This window comes from Kitasatospora sp. NPDC058184 (assembly GCF_042883725.1).
Classification (GTDB): Bacteria; Actinomycetota; Actinomycetes; order Streptomycetales; family Streptomycetaceae; genus Kitasatospora.
On sequence record NZ_JBHVVE010000027.1, the window covers coordinates 53,028 to 68,396 of the forward strand.

Genomic DNA, 15,369 nt, shown 5'->3' on the forward strand with positions numbered 1-15,369 from the left:
GAGTTGGCCGGGGGGCTGTTCCCGAGAAGAGAGGTGGACCGGGATGACGGTCGACCAGGACGTCCCGCCGAGCGCCGAGGTGGGCGTCATCGGTGGCTCCGGGCTCTACGAGCTGCTGGACGACGTGACCGAGGTACGGGTGGACACCCCGTACGGCGAACCGAGCGACGCGGTGTTCGTGGGAGAGGCGGCCGGCCGCCGGGTCGCGTTCCTGCCCCGGCACGGGCGCGGCCACCGGCTTCCCCCGCACCGGATCAACTACCGCGCCAACCTGTGGGCGCTGCACACGCTGGGTGTGCGGCAGGTGGTCGCGCCGTGCGCGGTGGGCGGGCTGCGCCCGGAGTACGGGCCGGGCACGCTGCTGGTGCCCGACCAGTTCGTGGACCGGACCTCGGGGCGCCCGCAGACCTTCTACGACGGCCTGCCGCTGCCGGACGGCACGGTGCCGGAGGTGGTGCACGTGTCCATGGCCGACCCGTACTGCCCGGCGGGGCGGAAGGCGGCACTGGAGGCCGCCCGGGAGGCGGACTGGGAGCCCGTCGACGGCGGCACGCTGGTGGTGATCGAGGGCCCGCGCTTCTCCACCCGCGCCGAGTCCCGCTGGTTCACCGCCAACGGCTGGTCGGTGGTCGGCATGACGGGACATCCGGAGGCCGTCCTCGCCCGTGAACTCGGCCTCTGCTACGCCTCGCTGGCCCTGGTCACGGATCTCGACGCCGGGGTGGAGAGCGGCGCGGGCGTCACCCACGGCGAGGTGCTGAAGGAGTTCGCCCGCAACGTCGACCGGCTGCGCGCCGTGCTGTTCAAGGCGGTGGAACGGCTGCCGCTGGTGCGCGAGTGCCCCTGCCCGCACGCCCTGGACGGTCTCACGACCGGTCTTCCGGGGGTCCCCGGCGTCTGACGCCCCACCCCGGCGAGGGAACGCCGGGGCCGTGAGGCCTCATCAGTGGGAGGTTGGACAGGATGATCGACCGTACCGTTCCGTCCTGCGTGCTCGCGCTCGCGGCCCTGGTCAGCGCGCTGGCGCTGACCGTCACCGACGGCGGCTCCGTGCCGCTCGCCGTCTGGTACCTCCTCGACACGGCCCTGTTCGCGGTCGCGGTGCTGCTGCTGCGCAGGGTGCCCGGTCGGCTGGTCGCGCCGCTGGTCCTGGTCGGCGCCGTGGCCGTCGCCGCCGTCGGGCTGCTGGCCCCGCCCCGCACCAGTGACGACGCCTACCGCTACGTCTGGGACGGCCGGGTCCAGGCGGCCGGGATCTCGCCCTACGCCCACACCCCGGACGATCCGGCGCTGGCCCGGTTGCGTGACCCGGGGCTCTTCCCGGTCGGTGACGGCTGCACGGGCTGGGACGAGCGGCGCACCACGGCCGGGGACTGCACCCGGATCAACCGGCCGGCCGTGCACACCATCTATCCGCCGGTGGCACAGGTCTGGTTCGTCGTCGTGCACCCGTTCGGCGGCGGGGTCCGCGGGGTGCAGGCCGGCGGTGCGGTGCTGGCGGTGGCGACGACCGCCCTGCTGCTGAGAGTGGGGCGGGAGCGGTGGCGGGCCGCGTTGTGGGGGTGGTTCCCCGGCGTGGCCGTGTGGGCGGTCAACGACGCGCACGTGGACACGCTCGGAGCCCTGCTGACGGTCGCCGGACTCGGCTGCGCGGCGCGCGGGAGGGCCGTGCGAGGCGGGGTCCTCCTGGGCGGCGCGGTCGCGACCAAGCTGCTGCCGGCCCTCGTCCTCCCCGGCGCGCTGGCGGGCCTGTCGGCCCGGCGCCCTTCGCGGAAGGACGTCCTGCTGGTCGGATCCGCGCTCGGCGCCTTCGCCCTGTCCTACCTGCCGTACGTCGTGGCCTCGGGCACCTCGGTCCTGGGCTACCTGCCGGGCTACCTGAAGGAGGAGGGCTACGAGCAGGGGCACATCGACCGGTTCGGGCTGCTGCGGCTGGTGCTGTCCGACCGCCTCGCACCGTGGGCGGCGGCGTTCGTCCTGGCGGCCATGGTGGTCCGGGTCCTCCGCCGGGGCGACCGGAGTCGGCCGTGGGCCGGCGCGCTCCTGGTGACGGGCACGGCGCTGCTGCTGGTCGCGCCCTCCTACCCCTGGTACGGGCTCCTGGTGGTCGCGCTGGTGGCGCTCGACGGCCGCTGGGAGTGGCTGGCCGTCCCGGCCGCCGGGCAGGCGCTCTACCTGGTGCAGGGCCCGGTGGCGCAGCAGTTCGCCTACGGCACGGCCCTGTGCGTCGTCCTCCTGGTCCCGCTGCTGCGCCAGCGCCGTACAGGGCGGGTCGCCGCCGTGGCGGGGGCCGGGAACTGACCGGCGGCCGAGCTAGGTGGCAGCGCCTTCGACGTTCCGGCGAACCCACTGGGCCAGGCGTGCGGGCGAGCCGAAGGTGTCGGGGTTGATCTCGTCGAGTTCGGCCGAGAAGCCGAACGCCTCCTCGATCCACACCACCACCTCCATGACGGCCGTGGAGTCCAGCACGTACGAGAGGTCCGTGTCCGCGGCGATGTCGTGACCCGGCCCCAGCTTCTCGGAGATGTGGCTGATGATGCGCTCTTCGATGGTGGTCATACGGGTAGCTGCCTTCCGTTCGATCACTGGTTCTCAGCGGGCGGGCGCGGTGCGGCGGCGCAGGGTGAGGAAGCGTCGGCCGTGGGAGGTCCAGCGTTCCGCTTCGACGAGCCCGGCGCCGTGGGCCCGTCGTGCGGCGGCCCTGGCGCCGAGGCGTGCCCAGGCGAAGGGCGGGCCGAGCCGGCCGTCCGGGCCCTCGACCCGGACGGTGACGCGTTCGTCGACCTCGCGCGGCTCGACCTCCACCAGCAACAGCCCGTCCGGCGCGATCAGTTCGGCCGCACGCCGCAGCAGGGCCTCCGGGTTCCCGCCGATGCCGAGGTTGCCGTCCGCGAGCAGGGCCGCACCCCAGCGGCCCTCGGCGGGGAGCCGGTCGAACACCGACCGGCAGAGGGCCGCGCCGCCGAGGCCCAGGGTGCGGGCGACGGCCGCCGGGGTGACGTCGACTCCGAGAGCCGGGACGCCCACGGCGAGGAGCGCGGCGACGAGTCGGCCGGGTCCGCAGCCGAGGTCCACGACCGGCGCGGACAGGTGGAAGCAGCGCATCAGGAGGCTGTGGTCGCCGCCGGCGGCCGGTGCGCACCAGCGTTCGATGTCGAGCGGGATCCGGCGTCCGTCGTCGCCGCGCAGCCACAGCGGACCGCGTCCGGTGCGGACGGCGTCGGCGAACGGGTCGTCGATCCATGCCGTCGAGGTGCCGGTCAACCCGCCACCTCGGGGACGGTCCGGAACGAGTGCAGGCGGGCGGCGAACCGGCTCCGCGGCGCCTGGGAGGCGACCAGCAGGGCGTCCTCGACGGTGTCCACGTCGGTGGCTTCGGGCAGGGTGCGCACCGTCAGGCCGGCCGCCGTGAGCCGGTCGAGGAGCACCTGCCCGGTGTCCGGGGTCGACATCGGGACCCCGAGGAGGAGCCGGCGGGCGAGGTCCTCGGTCGGCCGGGCCAGGCCGAGGGCCCAGAAGCCGCCGTCGGTCGCGGGCCCGTACCAGGCGTCGGCCCCGGCCCGGCCCGCCGGGGAGAGCGGCTCGGCCAGGGTGGCCGCGCTGAGCTGCGGGGTGTCCATGCCGACCAGCAGCGCGGGCGCGTGCGGGGCCAGCCGGGCCGCGTGGCCGAAGGCCGCCGCCAGCCGGGCGTCCAGTCCGCCGCCGCTCTGCGGAAGCACCTGCCACCCGGGCGGCAGCCAGCGGCCCGGTTCGCCGTCCAGGACCAGCAGGCGCCGCCCGGCCGGCACGGTGGCCAGGGTGTGCAGGGTGTCGGAGAGCGCGGCCTCGGCCAGCGCCGCCGCCTGCTGGGGCGTGCAGGCCGGGGTGAGCCGGGTCTTCACCCGGCCTGGTACGGGCGACTTGGCGATGACCAGCAGGGTGGGCGGCGGGGCGGCGAGCACGGCCCGCATGTCCCGGATCGCCTGCCGGGTGCCGCGCACCGTGCCGGTGACCTTCGAACGGCCCGCGCGCGGCAGGTAGTCGACGGAGGTCTCGGTGATCCGCATGCCGGCGGCCGAGGCGGCGAGCACCATCTCCAGCGGGTATCCGGAGCGGCGGTCGCCCAGGCCGAGCGCCAGCAGGCGTTCCCGTCGGGCGGCCCGCATCGGGCCCAGGTCGTGCAGCGGGGCGCCGGTGCGGGCCCGCAGCCGGCGGGCCAGCACGGTGTTGGCGAGCCGTGCGTGCACGGGCCAGGCGCCCGTGCTCACCGGCCGGCGGCGGCCGAGGACGAGGTCCGCCGTGCCGTCGGCCACCGGAGCGGTGACCCGGGGGAGTTGGGCGGGGTCGAGCGAGCCGTCGCAGTCCAGGAAGCAGACCAGCTCGGCGGTGGCGGCGAGGAGCCCGGTGTGGCAGGCGGCGCCGAACCCGCGCCGGGACTCCTCGACCACGGTCGCTCCGAGCGATCGGGCGAGTTCGGCCGAGCCGTCCCGCGAACCGTTGTCCACGACGACGGCCCGCCAGCCGGGCGGGATGCGCCCGAGCACCCAGGGCAGCGCCTCGGCCTCGTCGAGGCAGGGCAGGACGACATCGACACCGGACGAACGAGGGGTAGCGGAGGTCACGTCGGCCACGCTAAGGGCGTGTCGGCCCGGGACGGTGGTGCCGCAGCCTTACGGAAGCCGAACGTCGCGCCGACGGCCCACCGGGGAGCCGTCGGGGCCCGCACCGGTGTGCGGACCGGTGTGCGGACGGGGCCCAGGATCTTACGGAGGTCGAACGGGGGGACGGCGGCGGCGTCCGCACCGGCGCCCGGCGCCTATTCTCGGCGGGGTGAACGAGCCCTCCGCCAACGAGCCCTCCGCCATCGCCGGGCCGTCGGCCGCCGGCCGCATCCTGGTGATCGACGACGACCCGACCGTGGCCGAGGTCGTCGCCGGCTACCTCACCCGGGCCGGCCACCGCGTCGACCACGCCGCCGACGGTCCGCGGGGGCTCGCCCTCGCCCGTGCCCACCAGCCCGACCTCGTGGTCCTGGACCTGATGCTCCCGGGCATCGACGGCCTGGAGGTGCTGCGGCGGCTGCGCGGCCAGGCCGCCGGAGGTGAGCTGCCGGTCGTGCTGCTCACCGCCAGGAGTGACGAGGCCGACCGCGTCCTCGGCCTGGAGCTGGGCGCCGACGACTACGTCACCAAGCCGTTCAGTCCACGCGAACTCGTCCTGCGGGTCCAGTCGGTGCTGCGGCGCTCGCGTGTCGCGGCACCCGCGACGGGCGCCCCGGCCGGGCCCGTCCGCTCCGGGGACATCACCGTCGACGGGCCGGCCCGTCGTGCTCACCGTTCCGGGAGGGAACTGTCCCTGACGGCAAGGGAGTTCGACCTGCTGGCCTTCCTCCTGCGGTTCCCCGGGACGGTGTTCTCCCGCCAGGAGCTGATGGCCCGCGTCTGGGGCTGGGACTTCGGCGACCTCTCCACCGTCACCGTCCACGTGCGGCGCCTGCGCGAGAAGATCGAGGACGATCCCGCCGCCCCCCGGATGATCAGCACGGTGTGGGGCGTCGGCTACCGCTACGACCCGGTGCCCGGTGCCGGGGAGGTCCGCGGGTGAAGGACCTGCTGCTGATCGCCCTGTTCGCCGCGCTCGGCGCGGGCGGAGCGGGCCTGCTCGGCTGGCCGGCCGTCCGGCTGCTGCGCAGGCGCTCGATGGCGCTCTCGCTGTTCTGCGTCGCCGTCGTCACCGTGCTCGCGGTCGTCTCCGGCACCTTCGCCGTCGCGCAGGCCATGTTCCTCTCCGCCCACGACCTCGGTGTCGTGATAACGGTGCTCGCCATGGCCGCCGTCGTGTCCCTGGGCACAGCCGCTCTGCTGGGCCGACAGGTGGTCGCCGGCAGCCGGGCCCTGACCGCGGCCGCCCGGACCGTCGGCAGCGACACCGGCTTCACCGCGCCCGTCCACCCGCTGGGCCGCGAACTGGCCCAACTGAGCGAGGAACTGTCCGCCACCAGCGCCCGGCTCGCCGAATCCCGGGGCCGTGAACAGGCCCTCGAACAGTCCCGGCGGGAGCTGGTCGCCTGGATCTCCCACGACCTGCGCACCCCGCTGGCCGGGCTGCGCGCGATGGCCGAGGCGCTGGAGGACGGCGTCGCCGAGGAGCCGGACCGCTACCTCCGGCGGATCCGCACCGAGGTCGAGCGGCTCACCGGGATGGTGGACGACCTGTTCGAACTCTCCCGCATCGAGGCCGGAACGCTCGCCCTCTCGCTCTCCCGGGTCTCCGTCTACGACCTGGTCGACGACGCGCTGGCCGGTGCCCACGCGCTGGCCCGGCAGCGCGGTGTCCGGCTCGAAGGCCGGCAGGTGGAGCCCGAACCGGTCGAGGTGGACAGCCGCGAGATCACCCGGGTCCTGGGCAACCTGCTGGTCAACGCGATCCGCTCGACCCCTCAGGACGGCGTGGTCACGGTCTCCGCGCGGCGGGAGGCGGACGAGGTGCTGCTCTCGGTCACCGACGGCTGCGGGGGCATCCCCGCCCAGGATCTGACCCGGGTCTTCGAGACCGGCTGGCGTGGCACCGCGGCCCGCACGCCCAGGCCGGCCGATCCCGGCGGGCGGTCCGACCGGCCCGAGGCCGGCGGCAGCGGTGCCGGCCTGGGCCTCGCCATCGTCCGCGGCATCGTCGAGGCCCACGCCGGGCGGGCCCGCGTCCACAACGTGGCGGGCGGCTGCTGCTTCGAGATCGCTCTGCCGTCCGCCCGGAGCTGACCTCAGACCCGCAGCGGTGCGGCGGCGAACTCCGCCATGCCCCGGTCGAACGGGACGCGCGGCAGCCAGTCCAGTTCGGCGCGCAGCCGGTTCGAGTCGGCGGTGACGTGCCGCACGTCGCCGAGCCGGTACTCGCCGGTCACCGTCGGGGCCGGGCCGCCGTGGGCGGCGGCCAGCGCGGCCGCCATCTCACCGATGGTGCGCACCTCGCCGCTGCCCACGTTGTACGCCCGGACGCTGCCCGGCGGCCGGTCGCCCACGGCCGTCAGCGCCGCGAGGTTGGCGGCGGCGACGTCCTCGACGTGGACGAAGTCCCGGCGCTGGCGGCCGTCCTCGAAGACCCGGGGCGCCTCGCCGCGGGCGAGGGCGGAGCGGAACAGCGACGCCACCCCCGCGTACGGGGTGTCGCGCGGCATCCCGGGGCCGTACACGTTGTGGTAACGCAGCGTCAGTACTGTTCCGCCGCAGGCGCGTGCCCAGGCGGCGGAGAGGTGTTCCTGCGCGAGCTTGGTCACCGCGTAGACGCTGCGCGGGTCGGCGGGTGCGCTCTCCGCGACCAGGCCCGGCCGCAGGGGAGCGCCGCAGACCGGGCACGGCGGCTCGAACCGTCCGGCGTCCAGGTCGGCGGGCCGCCGCGGCCCCGGTGCCACCTCGCCGTGCTCCGCGCAGTGGTAGCGCCCTTCCCCGTAGACCACCATGGATCCGGCCAGGACCAGCCGTCGGACGCCGGACCGCGCCATCGCGGCCAGGACCACCGCCGTGCCGAGGTCGTTGCAGCCGACGTACCGCGGTGCGTCCTGGAGGTCCAGTCCCAGGCCGACCATCGCCGCCTGGTGGCAGACCGCGTCCACCCCGGCGAGCGCCTCCTCGACGGTCTCCGCGTCCCGGACGTCCCCGCGCCGGAAGTCGACACCCGCGGGCAGCGCGGGCGGGTTCCCGGTCGGATGGACCGCGGGCAGCAGGGCGTCCAGGACGCGCACGTGATGCCCGGCCGCGACCAGGGCGCGCACCACGGACGCGCCGATGAAGCCGGCACCGCCGGTGACCAGGATTCTCATGCCGCCGACGCTAGCGTCCGACCGGGCCCGCGGCCGGTCGACACGGGGCGGCGTCACGGACCGGTAAGACGCGCACTCCCGGGCCCGCCGAAGGCGAGGACGCCGTCCTCGATCGGGTCGGACAGCAGGACCTTCCGGTCGTGGTGGTAGTCCATCACCATCCGCCAGGGGAACTCGCGCCCCTGGCGCGGCATGACGTCCTTCGCCCGCCGGATGTAGCCCGAGGTCAGCTCGTCGACCACGCCCTCGGCGGTCGCGTTGGCCGCGTGGTCGACGGGCACGGCGACGGTGCGGCCGGTGGCGTCCAGGTGCCTGAGCAGGCGCACCAGGTAGGCGGCGGCGAGGTCGACCTTCAGGGTCCACGAGGCGTTGGTGTAGCCGAAGACCCAGGCCAGGTTGGGGATGCCCTCGAGCATGACGCTCTTGTAGGTGCAGACGTCGTGCAGGTCGCGCGGTTCGCCGTCGACGCTGATCGTGGCGCCGCCGAAGGCCTGGAGGTTCAGGCCGGTGGCGGTGACGACGACGTCCGCGGCGAGTTCCCGGCCGGAGGCGAGCCTGATGCCGGTGGGGGTGAAGGTCTCGACGGTGTCGGTCACGACGTCGGCGCGGCCCTCCCGGAGCACCCGGAAGAGGTCGCCGTCGGGGACGGCGCACAGCCGCTCGTCCCACGGGTCGTAGGCCGGGCTGAAGTGGGTCATGTCGATGCGCGGGCCGACCGCCCGGCGCACCCCGGCCAGCAGCATCCGGCGCGTCGCGCGGGGGAAGCGCCGGGCGGTCCGGAAGAGGGCGCGCTGCAGGCCGATGTTGCGTCGGCGGGTCATCCTGGCGACCAGCGGACCGGGCAGGAACCGCTGCTGCCAGGCGGTGATCCGGTCGACCGAGGGCACCGAGAGGACGTACGAGGGCGAGCGCTGGAGCATCGTCACATGGGCCGCCCGGTCGGCCAGCGCCGGGACGAGCGTGACGGCGGTCGCGCCGCTGCCGATCACGACGACCCGCTTCCCGGTGTGGTCGAAGTCCCGCGGCCAGTGCTGCGGGTGGATCCGCACGCCCTCGAACCGCTCGGCGCCGGGGAACTCGGGCAGGTGGCCCCGGTCGTAGTCGTAGTAGCCGGTGCAGGTGACGAGGAAGGAGCAGACCCAGGTCTCCCGCTCGCCGGTCGCCTCGCGCAGCGCGGTCACCGTCCACCGCTGGTGCTCGCTCGACCAGTCGGCGGCCAGCACCCGCAGTCCGTGGTGGATCGCCTTGTCGACGCCGTACTCGCGGGCGGTGGCGGTCACGTAGTCGCGGATCGACTCGCCGTCGGCGAGCACCCTGGTCCCGTTCCAGGGGCGGAACCGGTAGCCGAAGGAGAACATGTCGGAGTCCGAGCGGACGCCCGGGTAGCGGAACAGGTCCCAGGTGCCGCCGATGCCGGCCCGGCGCTCCAGGATCGCGAAGTCACGGCCGGGGAGCTCCCGGCGCAGGCGGCAGGCGACGCCGATGCCGGCGACTCCGGCGCCGATGACGAGGACGTCGGTGCGGTGTGTGGTCATGGGTCCACTGTCGTGGTTCGCGGGGCGGCCGTATCGTCTTTTCCCGACAAGCTTTTGGCATTGTGCGACAGGGGCGGGCGACGGGCAGCCTCATCCGGGCCACCTCGGTCCGTCGCCGGCTCCGCGACCTGCGCGCAGGACGGTTCCACCGGCGGCGGCCCGGGCCGTGTGAGTGGCCCGGGCCGGCTCGAACGGCGATGGTACGGCGGCGGTACGGCGAGGGGTCCCACCGGCGGGTGGGACCCCTGCGGGTGGGTGGGCCAGTCGGTTGCCGCCGCTGTCGGTCGGACGGCGATCGCGTCGATCTCGAAGAGCATCCCGGGCAGGGCGAGCGAGGCGACTCCGCTGAGTGTCTGCGCGGGCAGCCGGTCGCCCCAGGCCCCGGCGAGGGCTTTGCCGAGGACGGCGAGCTTCTGCGGGTCGTGGTCGACGATGTACGAGCCGAGGCGGACCACGTGCTCGAAGCCGAGGCCGACTCCGGCGAGCGCGGTGTGCAGGTTGGCGAGGGCGAGTTCCACCTGGGCGGCGAAGTCGCCGGGCACGACCTGGCCGTCGGCGTCGGAGGCGTACTGGCCGCCGATGAACACCGGTTCGCCGGGTGCGGAGGCGGCGTGGCTGTAGCCGAACGGCGTCGGGTCGTGCAGGCCGGGCGGGTTGGTGATGGCGCGGGTGTCGGTCACGGGTTTCCTCTCCTGGTGTCGGGCCGGGCTCGGTGCCGGGCGCTCTACGGCTCGGACCGGGCGGCTTCCTCCCGGGCGTCGCGCCAGCTCGGCGACTCCAGGAAGTGGTTGTCGAAGAGGTCCTGCTTGGCGAGCAGTTCCTCGACCGTCGCCTCGCCCGCGCGGATCCGCTCCAGCAGGCGGAAGTAGTCGAAGCGCTCCACGCCGGGGGTGATCACTATCAGCAGGTCCGCCCCGGAGTCCGGGGCCGCCGCGAAGGCGTGCGGCAGGTGGGGCGGTACCACCACGAGGTCGCCGCTGCGGGCGGTGACGACCTCGTTCCCGACCAGCACCTGGGCCGAGCCGTCGACGACGAAGAACAGCTCCGAGGAGCCCCCGTGGTAGTGCGGGGTGGCGCCGTCCTTGCCGCGCCCCAGCGTGACGCGCAGGGTGCTCAGGGCGCCGCCGGTGGCGCTGGAGTCCGCCAGCAGCCGCCCCTGGCCGCCGAGCATCGAGACGGTCTCGGCTTCGTCGCCCCGCACGACCACGGCTTCCGGTCCGATCAACGTCATTGGTCTCTCCCCACGGTGAGCACTCCGATAGTTCCTCGGCTGATAGTACTACGTCTAACTATCTTCCATCGAATAACATTCCCCCATGGATCACGTGGACGTCATGCTCGACCAGTGGAGCCGGGAGCGCCCGGACCTCGACCTGGCGGCGGTCGGTACCGTCGGCCGCCTCGGCCGCTTCGCGCTGCTCGCGGGCCGGGTCGTCGAAGAGGTGTTCAAGCAACACGGCCTCCAGCGCGGCGAGTTCGACGTTCTCGCGACCCTGCGCCGCTCCGGCGCGCCGTACGAACTGATGCCCTCCGAACTCGCCGCGCTGCTGCTGATGTCGCGGGCCGGCATGACCAGCCGGATCGACCGGCTGGAATCGGCGGGCCTGGTGGAACGCCGCACCGACCCGGCGGACCGGCGCAGCGTCCGCATTGCCCTCACCGCGGCCGGACGCGCCCTCGTGGACGCCGCCTTCACCGACCACGCGGCCAACGAGACCGCGCTGCTCTCCGCCCTCTCGGGCGAGGAACGGGCCACCCTGGACGGGCTCCTGCGCAAACTGCTCGCCGACGTCGAGGGCACGGAGACCCCGGCACCCTGACGGCCCGGCCCGACGCCCTCGCCCGAGGTCCAGCCACCCCCGACCGCCCCGGAACGCCGTCGGCCGCCGTCCGCGGGGAACGCGTACGGCGGCCGACACCCGGTGCGGTGTGCCGTCCGTGACGACTGCCGCACCCTGACGTACTCCGCTTCCGACGCGTCCCGTCCGGGATCCTCCCGCCGTGCATTCACCGGCGCGGCGGGCCCGACCGTGGTGCCGGCGCCCAGCGTCGAGCCCGGCAGCACGATGCCGTGCGGGCCGGTGGTGGCGCCCGCCCGCGCCCGCAAGGCCTGGTCCCTCCGACCAGGGCGTGTCTCAGAAGTGGATCAACAGCCGCTTCACTCCTGACGAAGCGAAGCGAGCCAGCTCGCGTCCTGGAACTCGGCCGGGAGCTGGTCTTCCCATGGATCGATCCCGCGACGCTCCAGTTCGTCGAACCAGCGATCCCGCTGGGACTCGGGGAGGCGCTGTCCACACCACGGGCAAAAGTCGATCCTGATGATCGATGCACCACCGTCGTGGATGATCAACCCGTAGTCCTGGAACTTGGTGCTGAAGCGAATCAGCGCGTCCGGGCAGGCGAAGGGGTCGTCGTGCTGGTCGCAGTGCCAGTTCACCTGGCCCGTCATCGCCTCGCAGCAGTGGTCGGTCATAGCCTTGGCTCCTCATCGATCAGCAGGACGATCGGAAGTAGATCACGGCCTGAGATGATCTTCGGATGGGGCGGGGAGATCTGACGAACGCGCAGTGGGCGAGACTGGCGGCGATGTTGCCGGCAGGCAAGAAGCCAGGACGGCCTCCGGTCTGGTCAAGCGGCAGCTGATCGACGGCATACGGTGGGGGCGGTACAGGTGCGCCGAGGCGGGACGTGCCCGCCCGGTACGGCGAGTGGGAGACGGTCTACGGACTCTTCCGCCGCTGGCGGCGCGACGGCACGGGGGCCCGAATCCTCACCGATCCCCGCGGACCGGGTCCACAGCCGAAGGAAGCTCGGTTCTCACGGCGGTCGGCCACCCATGCTCTGCACGACCGACTACCGCGGGCGCCGCGCGGTGTCCCGGAGTCGGGTGCCCGTCAGGTCCGGAGGACCGCCTTCCCCCGGATCGCAGCGTCCGACTGATCGTCATCTCCCGTGCCTTAACGTCGACTTTCCCCTTCCTTGCGTGAGAACGGGGCGGGGATCCTGCTGTGCGGCAGGCTCCCCGCCCCGCTACGGAGGGTCGGGCTTCGGCTGGCGGCTACCCCCTGCGGCGGCGCCGCGTCCTGGGCCCGGAGACCCTGTGCCACGAGTAGCGGCGCGGGACCGGATCCGGTGAAACCGATCCAGCCGATCCAGCCGATCCAGCCGATCCAGCCGATCCGGCCGTCAGCCGATCGGCCCGAGGAGGAAGTTGCCCGGCGCGGAGGGGTCGTCGCTGAGGTAGAACTCGATGATCGCCTCGCGGAACTCGTCGAGGCTGATCACCCCGTTACCGTCCCGGTCCAGCCGTGGGAACGCCTGCTCGGAGTGCACGCGGGGCACGCCCAGCTGCTCGTACATGTGGACGTACTCCTCCTTGCTGAGGACGCCGTCGCCGTTGGTGTCGTAGGCGTTCAGCAGGGCGTCGGCGATCGCCAGCACCGTGCCCTCGAAGTGCGCGGGCGTGGTCACGTCGGCCTTCATGACGGCGAGGAACTCCTGGCGCGAGACCTGTCCGTCGCCGTCGGTGTCCCCGTGCTCCAGCAGGAGGTCCCACCAGCGCGCGAAGGCGTCGTGCAGGGCCCGGATAGTGGCCTGGTCGTCCCTGGTCGCGGTCCGGGCGAACACGTCGGCGGTGCCGCGCAGGTCCTCCTGGGACAGCTGTCCGTCCCCGTTCAGGTCGAACCAGTCGAACAGGGTGTTGAACTTCTTGCTCTTCACGGCCGACGTCATGTGGTCCTCGATTCCCTGGCCGCGCGGGCGGCGTGCGGCGGCATGCGGCGAACGGTAGAGGGGGCGCTCCGGGGGACGCCCCCGCAACGCGGGGAAGCCACCGTCGCGGGTGACGGCGGGAGGGCGGCGGTGCGCCAGGTGGCTCAGCCCGGCCCGGTGAGGGCGTGGAGGGGGACCTCGACGCGCTGGTCGTGCTTGTCGACGAGCCAGCGGTCGATGTCCAACAGCCACCAGCGGTCGACCTCGACAGTGTAGAAGCGGCGGGGGCCCGAACCCCGGAAGTCGGATGCGGGCAGGAGCCATTCGCTCCGCACGGCGGGGTCGGGGAAGTTCAACTCGTAGTAGAGCCGGTGGTGTTCCGCCACGCCCTGGTCGTCGGTGGCGCGGCAGGTGCCGGTGAACTGGGCCCCGTCCAGGCCGAGTCCGGGCAGGCCGGTCAGGTAGAGCGAGCCCGCGACGCGGGGGTGGCAGCCGATGTTGCGGGAGTGCAGGGCGGTGCGCAGCGAGTAGTAGAGCAGCCGCAAGGGGGTGCCGGGAGCGCGCAGCGGCACGAAGTTGACGGTGGAGGCCCACGATTCGGTGCCGTCGGTGGTGGCCAGGGTCATGAACCGGGCGTGGGTGAGCAGGTGCCCGCTGCGGCGCAGGAGTTCGTCGGGGTCGGTCACGGGGTGCGTCCCGGTGCGGGGGTGCGGTCGAAGCCGAGGGGGACCGGGGGGTCGCTGAGCAGGGTGGCGTCCAGCAGGGTCCACCAGCGCGTCTGTTCGGTGCGGCGGTGTTCCCAGGCCGGGTCGCGGCCGCGGTCGGCGACCTGGCGGCGGTAGCGGCCCCAGCCGGCTTCGTCGGCGAAGCTGACGGTGTGTTCGATGGTGTGGACGTGGGCGCCGACGGTGCGTACCGCCCACCGGGTGCGCAGGACGGTGTCGAGTCCGTCGTAGTACCAGGACTCGCGGGCGCGGACCCACTCCCAGAAGGCGTGCGGGTCCGTCTCCGCGTCCGGCGTGGGCTGGATCAGGTAGACCAGGTGCAGCACGGCGGGTCTCCTTCCGATGTCGGCGGCGGTCAGCCGGAGGCGGGAGCGTCGGGGCCGTCCTGGGCCCAGTCGTTCCACTCGGGTGCCAGGGCCCAGGGGCGGGCGGCGCACCGGCCGGTCCAGAGCCGGGCGGTGTGGGTGTTGTGCCGGGCCGCCGTCCGCGGGTCGCAGAACCGCCCGTGCAGGGGCAGGACGGCGGCGGCGAGCGGGGAGAGCACGGCGCCCTGCCGGATCTTGATCTGCCAGGCGGAGACGGCCAGGCGGTAGCGGCGGAAGCCGCCGGCGGCCGCGTAGTCGACGGGGGCCTGGTAGCAGAGCACGAAGTACTCGCTCCGGGGCTGGGCGGCGCGGTAGTCGAAGCCGAAGTAGCGGCCGTAGAGCCGGTCGTGGTGGGTGTAGCAGACGTTCACGGCGACGGGGCGGCCGTCGCGGACGGCGAAGCAGCCGACGGCCCGGTCCAGCACGCCCGTCGTGGCCTGGGCCGCGAAGGAGCGGAGCATCCAGGCGGGGTCGCTGGTTCCACCGTGCCTGGCACGGGTCTGCGTCACCAGGGCCGCGGCCTGCCGGGCGACGTCCCCGTGGGCCAGGGGCCGCCATTCCACGGTCGTGCCGCCGCGCTCGCAGGCCCGGCGTTCGGCCCGGCGGTGGGTGCGGTCGGGCTGGCTCATCCGCGCCGACTGCTCGGCGTAGCCGCCGGCCGGGACGGCGACGTTGGCGTCCGCGTCGTGCAGCAGGACGACGGCCCGGGGGTGGATCCGGGTGAGCTCCCGGGCGTCGCCGGCGGCCAGGTAGGGCAGGACCACGCCGTCGAGGCCGCGGTCGCGGGCCAGCCGCAGCGCCCCTTCCAGCAGGACTTCCAGGGCGCGGTCGCGGTCCTCGCTGCGGGTGCGGACCAGTTCGTTGTAGGTCGAGCGCCGGGCTCCCAGCCACAGCCATCGCGCGGACCGGGCGGCCGCCAGGTCCGGGAACAGCGTGGGCAGGTGGAACAGCCCGGGTTCGTCGTTCTCGCCGGGCCAGACGGACAGGGCGCCCAGCAGCCGACCGCCGGAGGCGGCGGTGAGCGCGCCGGTGTCGCCGTGGGCGAGTTCGAGCGCGCGCACCCAGGCGCTGCTGTTGTAGAAGTTGTCCGGGCCGATCAGCCGGTCCCACCGCGCGGGGTCGACCGCCGCGGGGGACGGGGGGAATCCTGCCTCGATCGGGCCGGGGCGGCGGTGGTCCCGTGGTGTGGTCGCCATGGTGGTGTCTCTGGGATCGGGCTCCGGGGGTCGGGTTCTCCG

Annotated in this window: 16 protein-coding genes and 3 pseudogenes; 6 read left to right on the forward strand and 13 right to left on the reverse strand. The window is 74.1% G+C overall.

The annotated features are described in order from the left end of the window. Positions 1 to 43: 43 nt before the first annotated feature. On the forward strand, positions 44 to 901 hold the full coding sequence (locus tag ACFVXH_RS35155) for an S-methyl-5'-thioadenosine phosphorylase (RefSeq protein WP_387830007.1): 858 nt from the start codon (positions 44 to 46) through the stop codon (positions 899 to 901). A 62-nt stretch (positions 902 to 963) separates the two neighbouring features. After that, positions 964 to 2,301 carry a glycosyltransferase 87 family protein gene (locus ACFVXH_RS35160; protein ID WP_387830009.1) on the forward strand — a complete coding sequence of 446 codons (1,338 nt, stop codon included), beginning with the start codon at positions 964 to 966 and terminating at the stop codon, positions 2,299 to 2,301. A 12-nt stretch (positions 2,302 to 2,313) separates the two neighbouring features. Here the strand turns inward: ACFVXH_RS35160 and ACFVXH_RS35165 are convergent, their stop codons facing one another. From ACFVXH_RS35165 to ACFVXH_RS35180, 4 genes and pseudogenes are all read right to left on the reverse strand, one after another. Then, complete coding sequence (locus ACFVXH_RS35165; protein ID WP_387830012.1) at positions 2,314 to 2,559, reverse strand: acyl carrier protein; 246 nt, start codon at positions 2,557 to 2,559, stop codon at positions 2,314 to 2,316. Positions 2,560 to 2,592: 33 nt separating this feature from the next. Then, positions 2,593 to 3,264 (reverse strand): methyltransferase domain-containing protein, encoded by a 672-nt coding sequence (locus ACFVXH_RS35170; RefSeq protein ID WP_049658826.1) that lies wholly within the window; start codon positions 3,262 to 3,264, stop codon positions 2,593 to 2,595. Next, positions 3,261 to 3,941 carry a DUF2064 domain-containing protein gene (locus ACFVXH_RS35175; protein ID WP_387830152.1) on the reverse strand — a complete coding sequence of 227 codons (681 nt, stop codon included), beginning with the start codon at positions 3,939 to 3,941 and terminating at the stop codon, positions 3,261 to 3,263. Before ACFVXH_RS35175 ends, ACFVXH_RS35170 begins: the two co-directional genes overlap by 4 nt. Then, a pseudogene (locus ACFVXH_RS35180) lies at positions 3,918 to 4,610 on the reverse strand (glycosyltransferase family 2 protein); the annotation flags it as partial. The gene ACFVXH_RS35175 and the pseudogene ACFVXH_RS35180, both read right to left, overlap by 24 nt. Positions 4,611 to 4,809: 199 nt before the next feature. On the opposite strand from ACFVXH_RS35180, the gene ACFVXH_RS35185 reads away from it, so the two are divergent. Beyond that, the gene (locus tag ACFVXH_RS35185) at positions 4,810 to 5,583 is read left to right on the forward strand and encodes a response regulator transcription factor (RefSeq protein ID WP_387830016.1); all 774 of its coding nucleotides are present in this window, start codon (positions 4,810 to 4,812) and stop codon (positions 5,581 to 5,583) included. Then, complete coding sequence (locus ACFVXH_RS35190; RefSeq protein ID WP_387830019.1) at positions 5,580 to 6,737, forward strand: sensor histidine kinase; 1,158 nt, start codon at positions 5,580 to 5,582, stop codon at positions 6,735 to 6,737. Before ACFVXH_RS35185 ends, ACFVXH_RS35190 begins: the two co-directional genes overlap by 4 nt. Before the next feature lie 2 nt (positions 6,738 to 6,739). On the opposite strand, the gene ACFVXH_RS35195 is transcribed toward ACFVXH_RS35190, so the two are convergent. The 4 genes and pseudogenes from ACFVXH_RS35195 to ACFVXH_RS35210 all read right to left on the reverse strand — a co-directional run bounded on the left by ACFVXH_RS35195 (position 6,740) and on the right by ACFVXH_RS35210 (position 10,561). Next, entirely contained in the window at positions 6,740 to 7,795 is a 1,056-nt protein-coding gene (locus ACFVXH_RS35195) for an NAD-dependent epimerase/dehydratase family protein (RefSeq protein ID WP_387830021.1), read from the reverse strand. 53 nt (positions 7,796 to 7,848) lie between these two features. Then, complete coding sequence (locus ACFVXH_RS35200; protein ID WP_387830023.1) at positions 7,849 to 9,330, reverse strand: flavin-containing monooxygenase; 1,482 nt, start codon at positions 9,328 to 9,330, stop codon at positions 7,849 to 7,851. A gap of 281 nt (positions 9,331 to 9,611) precedes the next feature. Continuing rightward, a pseudogene (locus tag ACFVXH_RS35205) lies at positions 9,612 to 10,010 on the reverse strand (RidA family protein); the annotation flags it as partial. Between the two features lie 44 nt (positions 10,011 to 10,054). Beyond that, a complete protein-coding gene (locus ACFVXH_RS35210) occupies positions 10,055 to 10,561 on the reverse strand; it encodes a cupin domain-containing protein (RefSeq protein ID WP_117486302.1) in 507 nt (168 codons plus the stop codon). An 85-nt stretch (positions 10,562 to 10,646) separates the two neighbouring features. Between ACFVXH_RS35210 and ACFVXH_RS35215 the strand changes: the two genes are divergently transcribed. Continuing rightward, entirely contained in the window at positions 10,647 to 11,150 is a 504-nt protein-coding gene (locus ACFVXH_RS35215; protein ID WP_074003348.1) for a MarR family winged helix-turn-helix transcriptional regulator, read from the forward strand. 338 nt (positions 11,151 to 11,488) lie between these two features. Here the strand turns inward: ACFVXH_RS35215 and ACFVXH_RS35220 are convergent, their stop codons facing one another. Then, on the reverse strand, positions 11,489 to 11,803 hold the full coding sequence (locus ACFVXH_RS35220; RefSeq protein ID WP_074003347.1) for a DUF6980 family protein: 315 nt from the start codon (positions 11,801 to 11,803) through the stop codon (positions 11,489 to 11,491). Between the two features lie 206 nt (positions 11,804 to 12,009). On the opposite strand from ACFVXH_RS35220, the pseudogene ACFVXH_RS35225 reads away from it, so the two are divergent. Continuing rightward, positions 12,010 to 12,270, forward strand: a pseudogene (locus ACFVXH_RS35225) (hypothetical protein); the annotation flags it as partial. 246 nt (positions 12,271 to 12,516) lie between these two features. Here ACFVXH_RS35225 and ACFVXH_RS35230 read toward each other — a convergent pair. From ACFVXH_RS35230 to ACFVXH_RS35245, 4 genes are all read right to left on the reverse strand, one after another. Further along, a complete protein-coding gene (locus ACFVXH_RS35230; RefSeq protein ID WP_387830027.1) occupies positions 12,517 to 13,062 on the reverse strand; it encodes an EF-hand domain-containing protein in 546 nt (181 codons plus the stop codon). Positions 13,063 to 13,205: 143 nt separating this feature from the next. After that, complete coding sequence (locus tag ACFVXH_RS35235; RefSeq protein ID WP_387830028.1) at positions 13,206 to 13,727, reverse strand: pyridoxamine 5'-phosphate oxidase family protein; 522 nt, start codon at positions 13,725 to 13,727, stop codon at positions 13,206 to 13,208. Then, positions 13,724 to 14,092, reverse strand: a complete 369-nt coding sequence (locus ACFVXH_RS35240; RefSeq protein ID WP_049650457.1) for a hypothetical protein — start codon at positions 14,090 to 14,092, stop codon at positions 13,724 to 13,726. Before ACFVXH_RS35240 ends, ACFVXH_RS35235 begins: the two co-directional genes overlap by 4 nt. A gap of 29 nt (positions 14,093 to 14,121) precedes the next feature. Beyond that, on the reverse strand, positions 14,122 to 15,327 hold the full coding sequence (locus tag ACFVXH_RS35245) for a GNAT family N-acetyltransferase (protein WP_387830030.1): 1,206 nt from the start codon (positions 15,325 to 15,327) through the stop codon (positions 14,122 to 14,124). Positions 15,328 to 15,369 lie beyond the last annotated feature (42 nt).

What these genes read in the sequence shown, in the direction of transcription:
- ACFVXH_RS35210 (WP_117486302.1), bottom strand. Translation starts at nt 10,561, where the DNA reads ATGACGTTGATCGGACCGGAAGCCGTGGTCGTGCGGGGCGACGAAGCC.
- ACFVXH_RS35165 (WP_387830012.1), bottom strand. Translation starts at nt 2,559, where the DNA reads ATGACCACCATCGAAGAGCGCATCATCAGCCACATCTCCGAGAAGCTG.
- ACFVXH_RS35155 (WP_387830007.1), top strand. Translation starts at nt 44, where the DNA reads ATGACGGTCGACCAGGACGTCCCGCCGAGCGCCGAGGTGGGCGTCATC.
- ACFVXH_RS35230 (WP_387830027.1), bottom strand. Translation starts at nt 13,062, where the DNA reads ATGACGTCGGCCGTGAAGAGCAAGAAGTTCAACACCCTGTTCGACTGG.
- ACFVXH_RS35215 (WP_074003348.1), top strand. Translation starts at nt 10,647, where the DNA reads ATGGATCACGTGGACGTCATGCTCGACCAGTGGAGCCGGGAGCGCCCG.
- ACFVXH_RS35200 (WP_387830023.1), bottom strand. Translation starts at nt 9,330, where the DNA reads ATGACCACACACCGCACCGACGTCCTCGTCATCGGCGCCGGAGTCGCC.
- ACFVXH_RS35160 (WP_387830009.1), top strand. Translation starts at nt 964, where the DNA reads ATGATCGACCGTACCGTTCCGTCCTGCGTGCTCGCGCTCGCGGCCCTG.
- ACFVXH_RS35220 (WP_074003347.1), bottom strand. Translation starts at nt 11,803, where the DNA reads ATGACCGACCACTGCTGCGAGGCGATGACGGGCCAGGTGAACTGGCAC.
- ACFVXH_RS35245 (WP_387830030.1), bottom strand. Translation starts at nt 15,327, where the DNA reads ATGGCGACCACACCACGGGACCACCGCCGCCCCGGCCCGATCGAGGCA.
- ACFVXH_RS35195 (WP_387830021.1), bottom strand. Translation starts at nt 7,795, where the DNA reads ATGAGAATCCTGGTCACCGGCGGTGCCGGCTTCATCGGCGCGTCCGTG.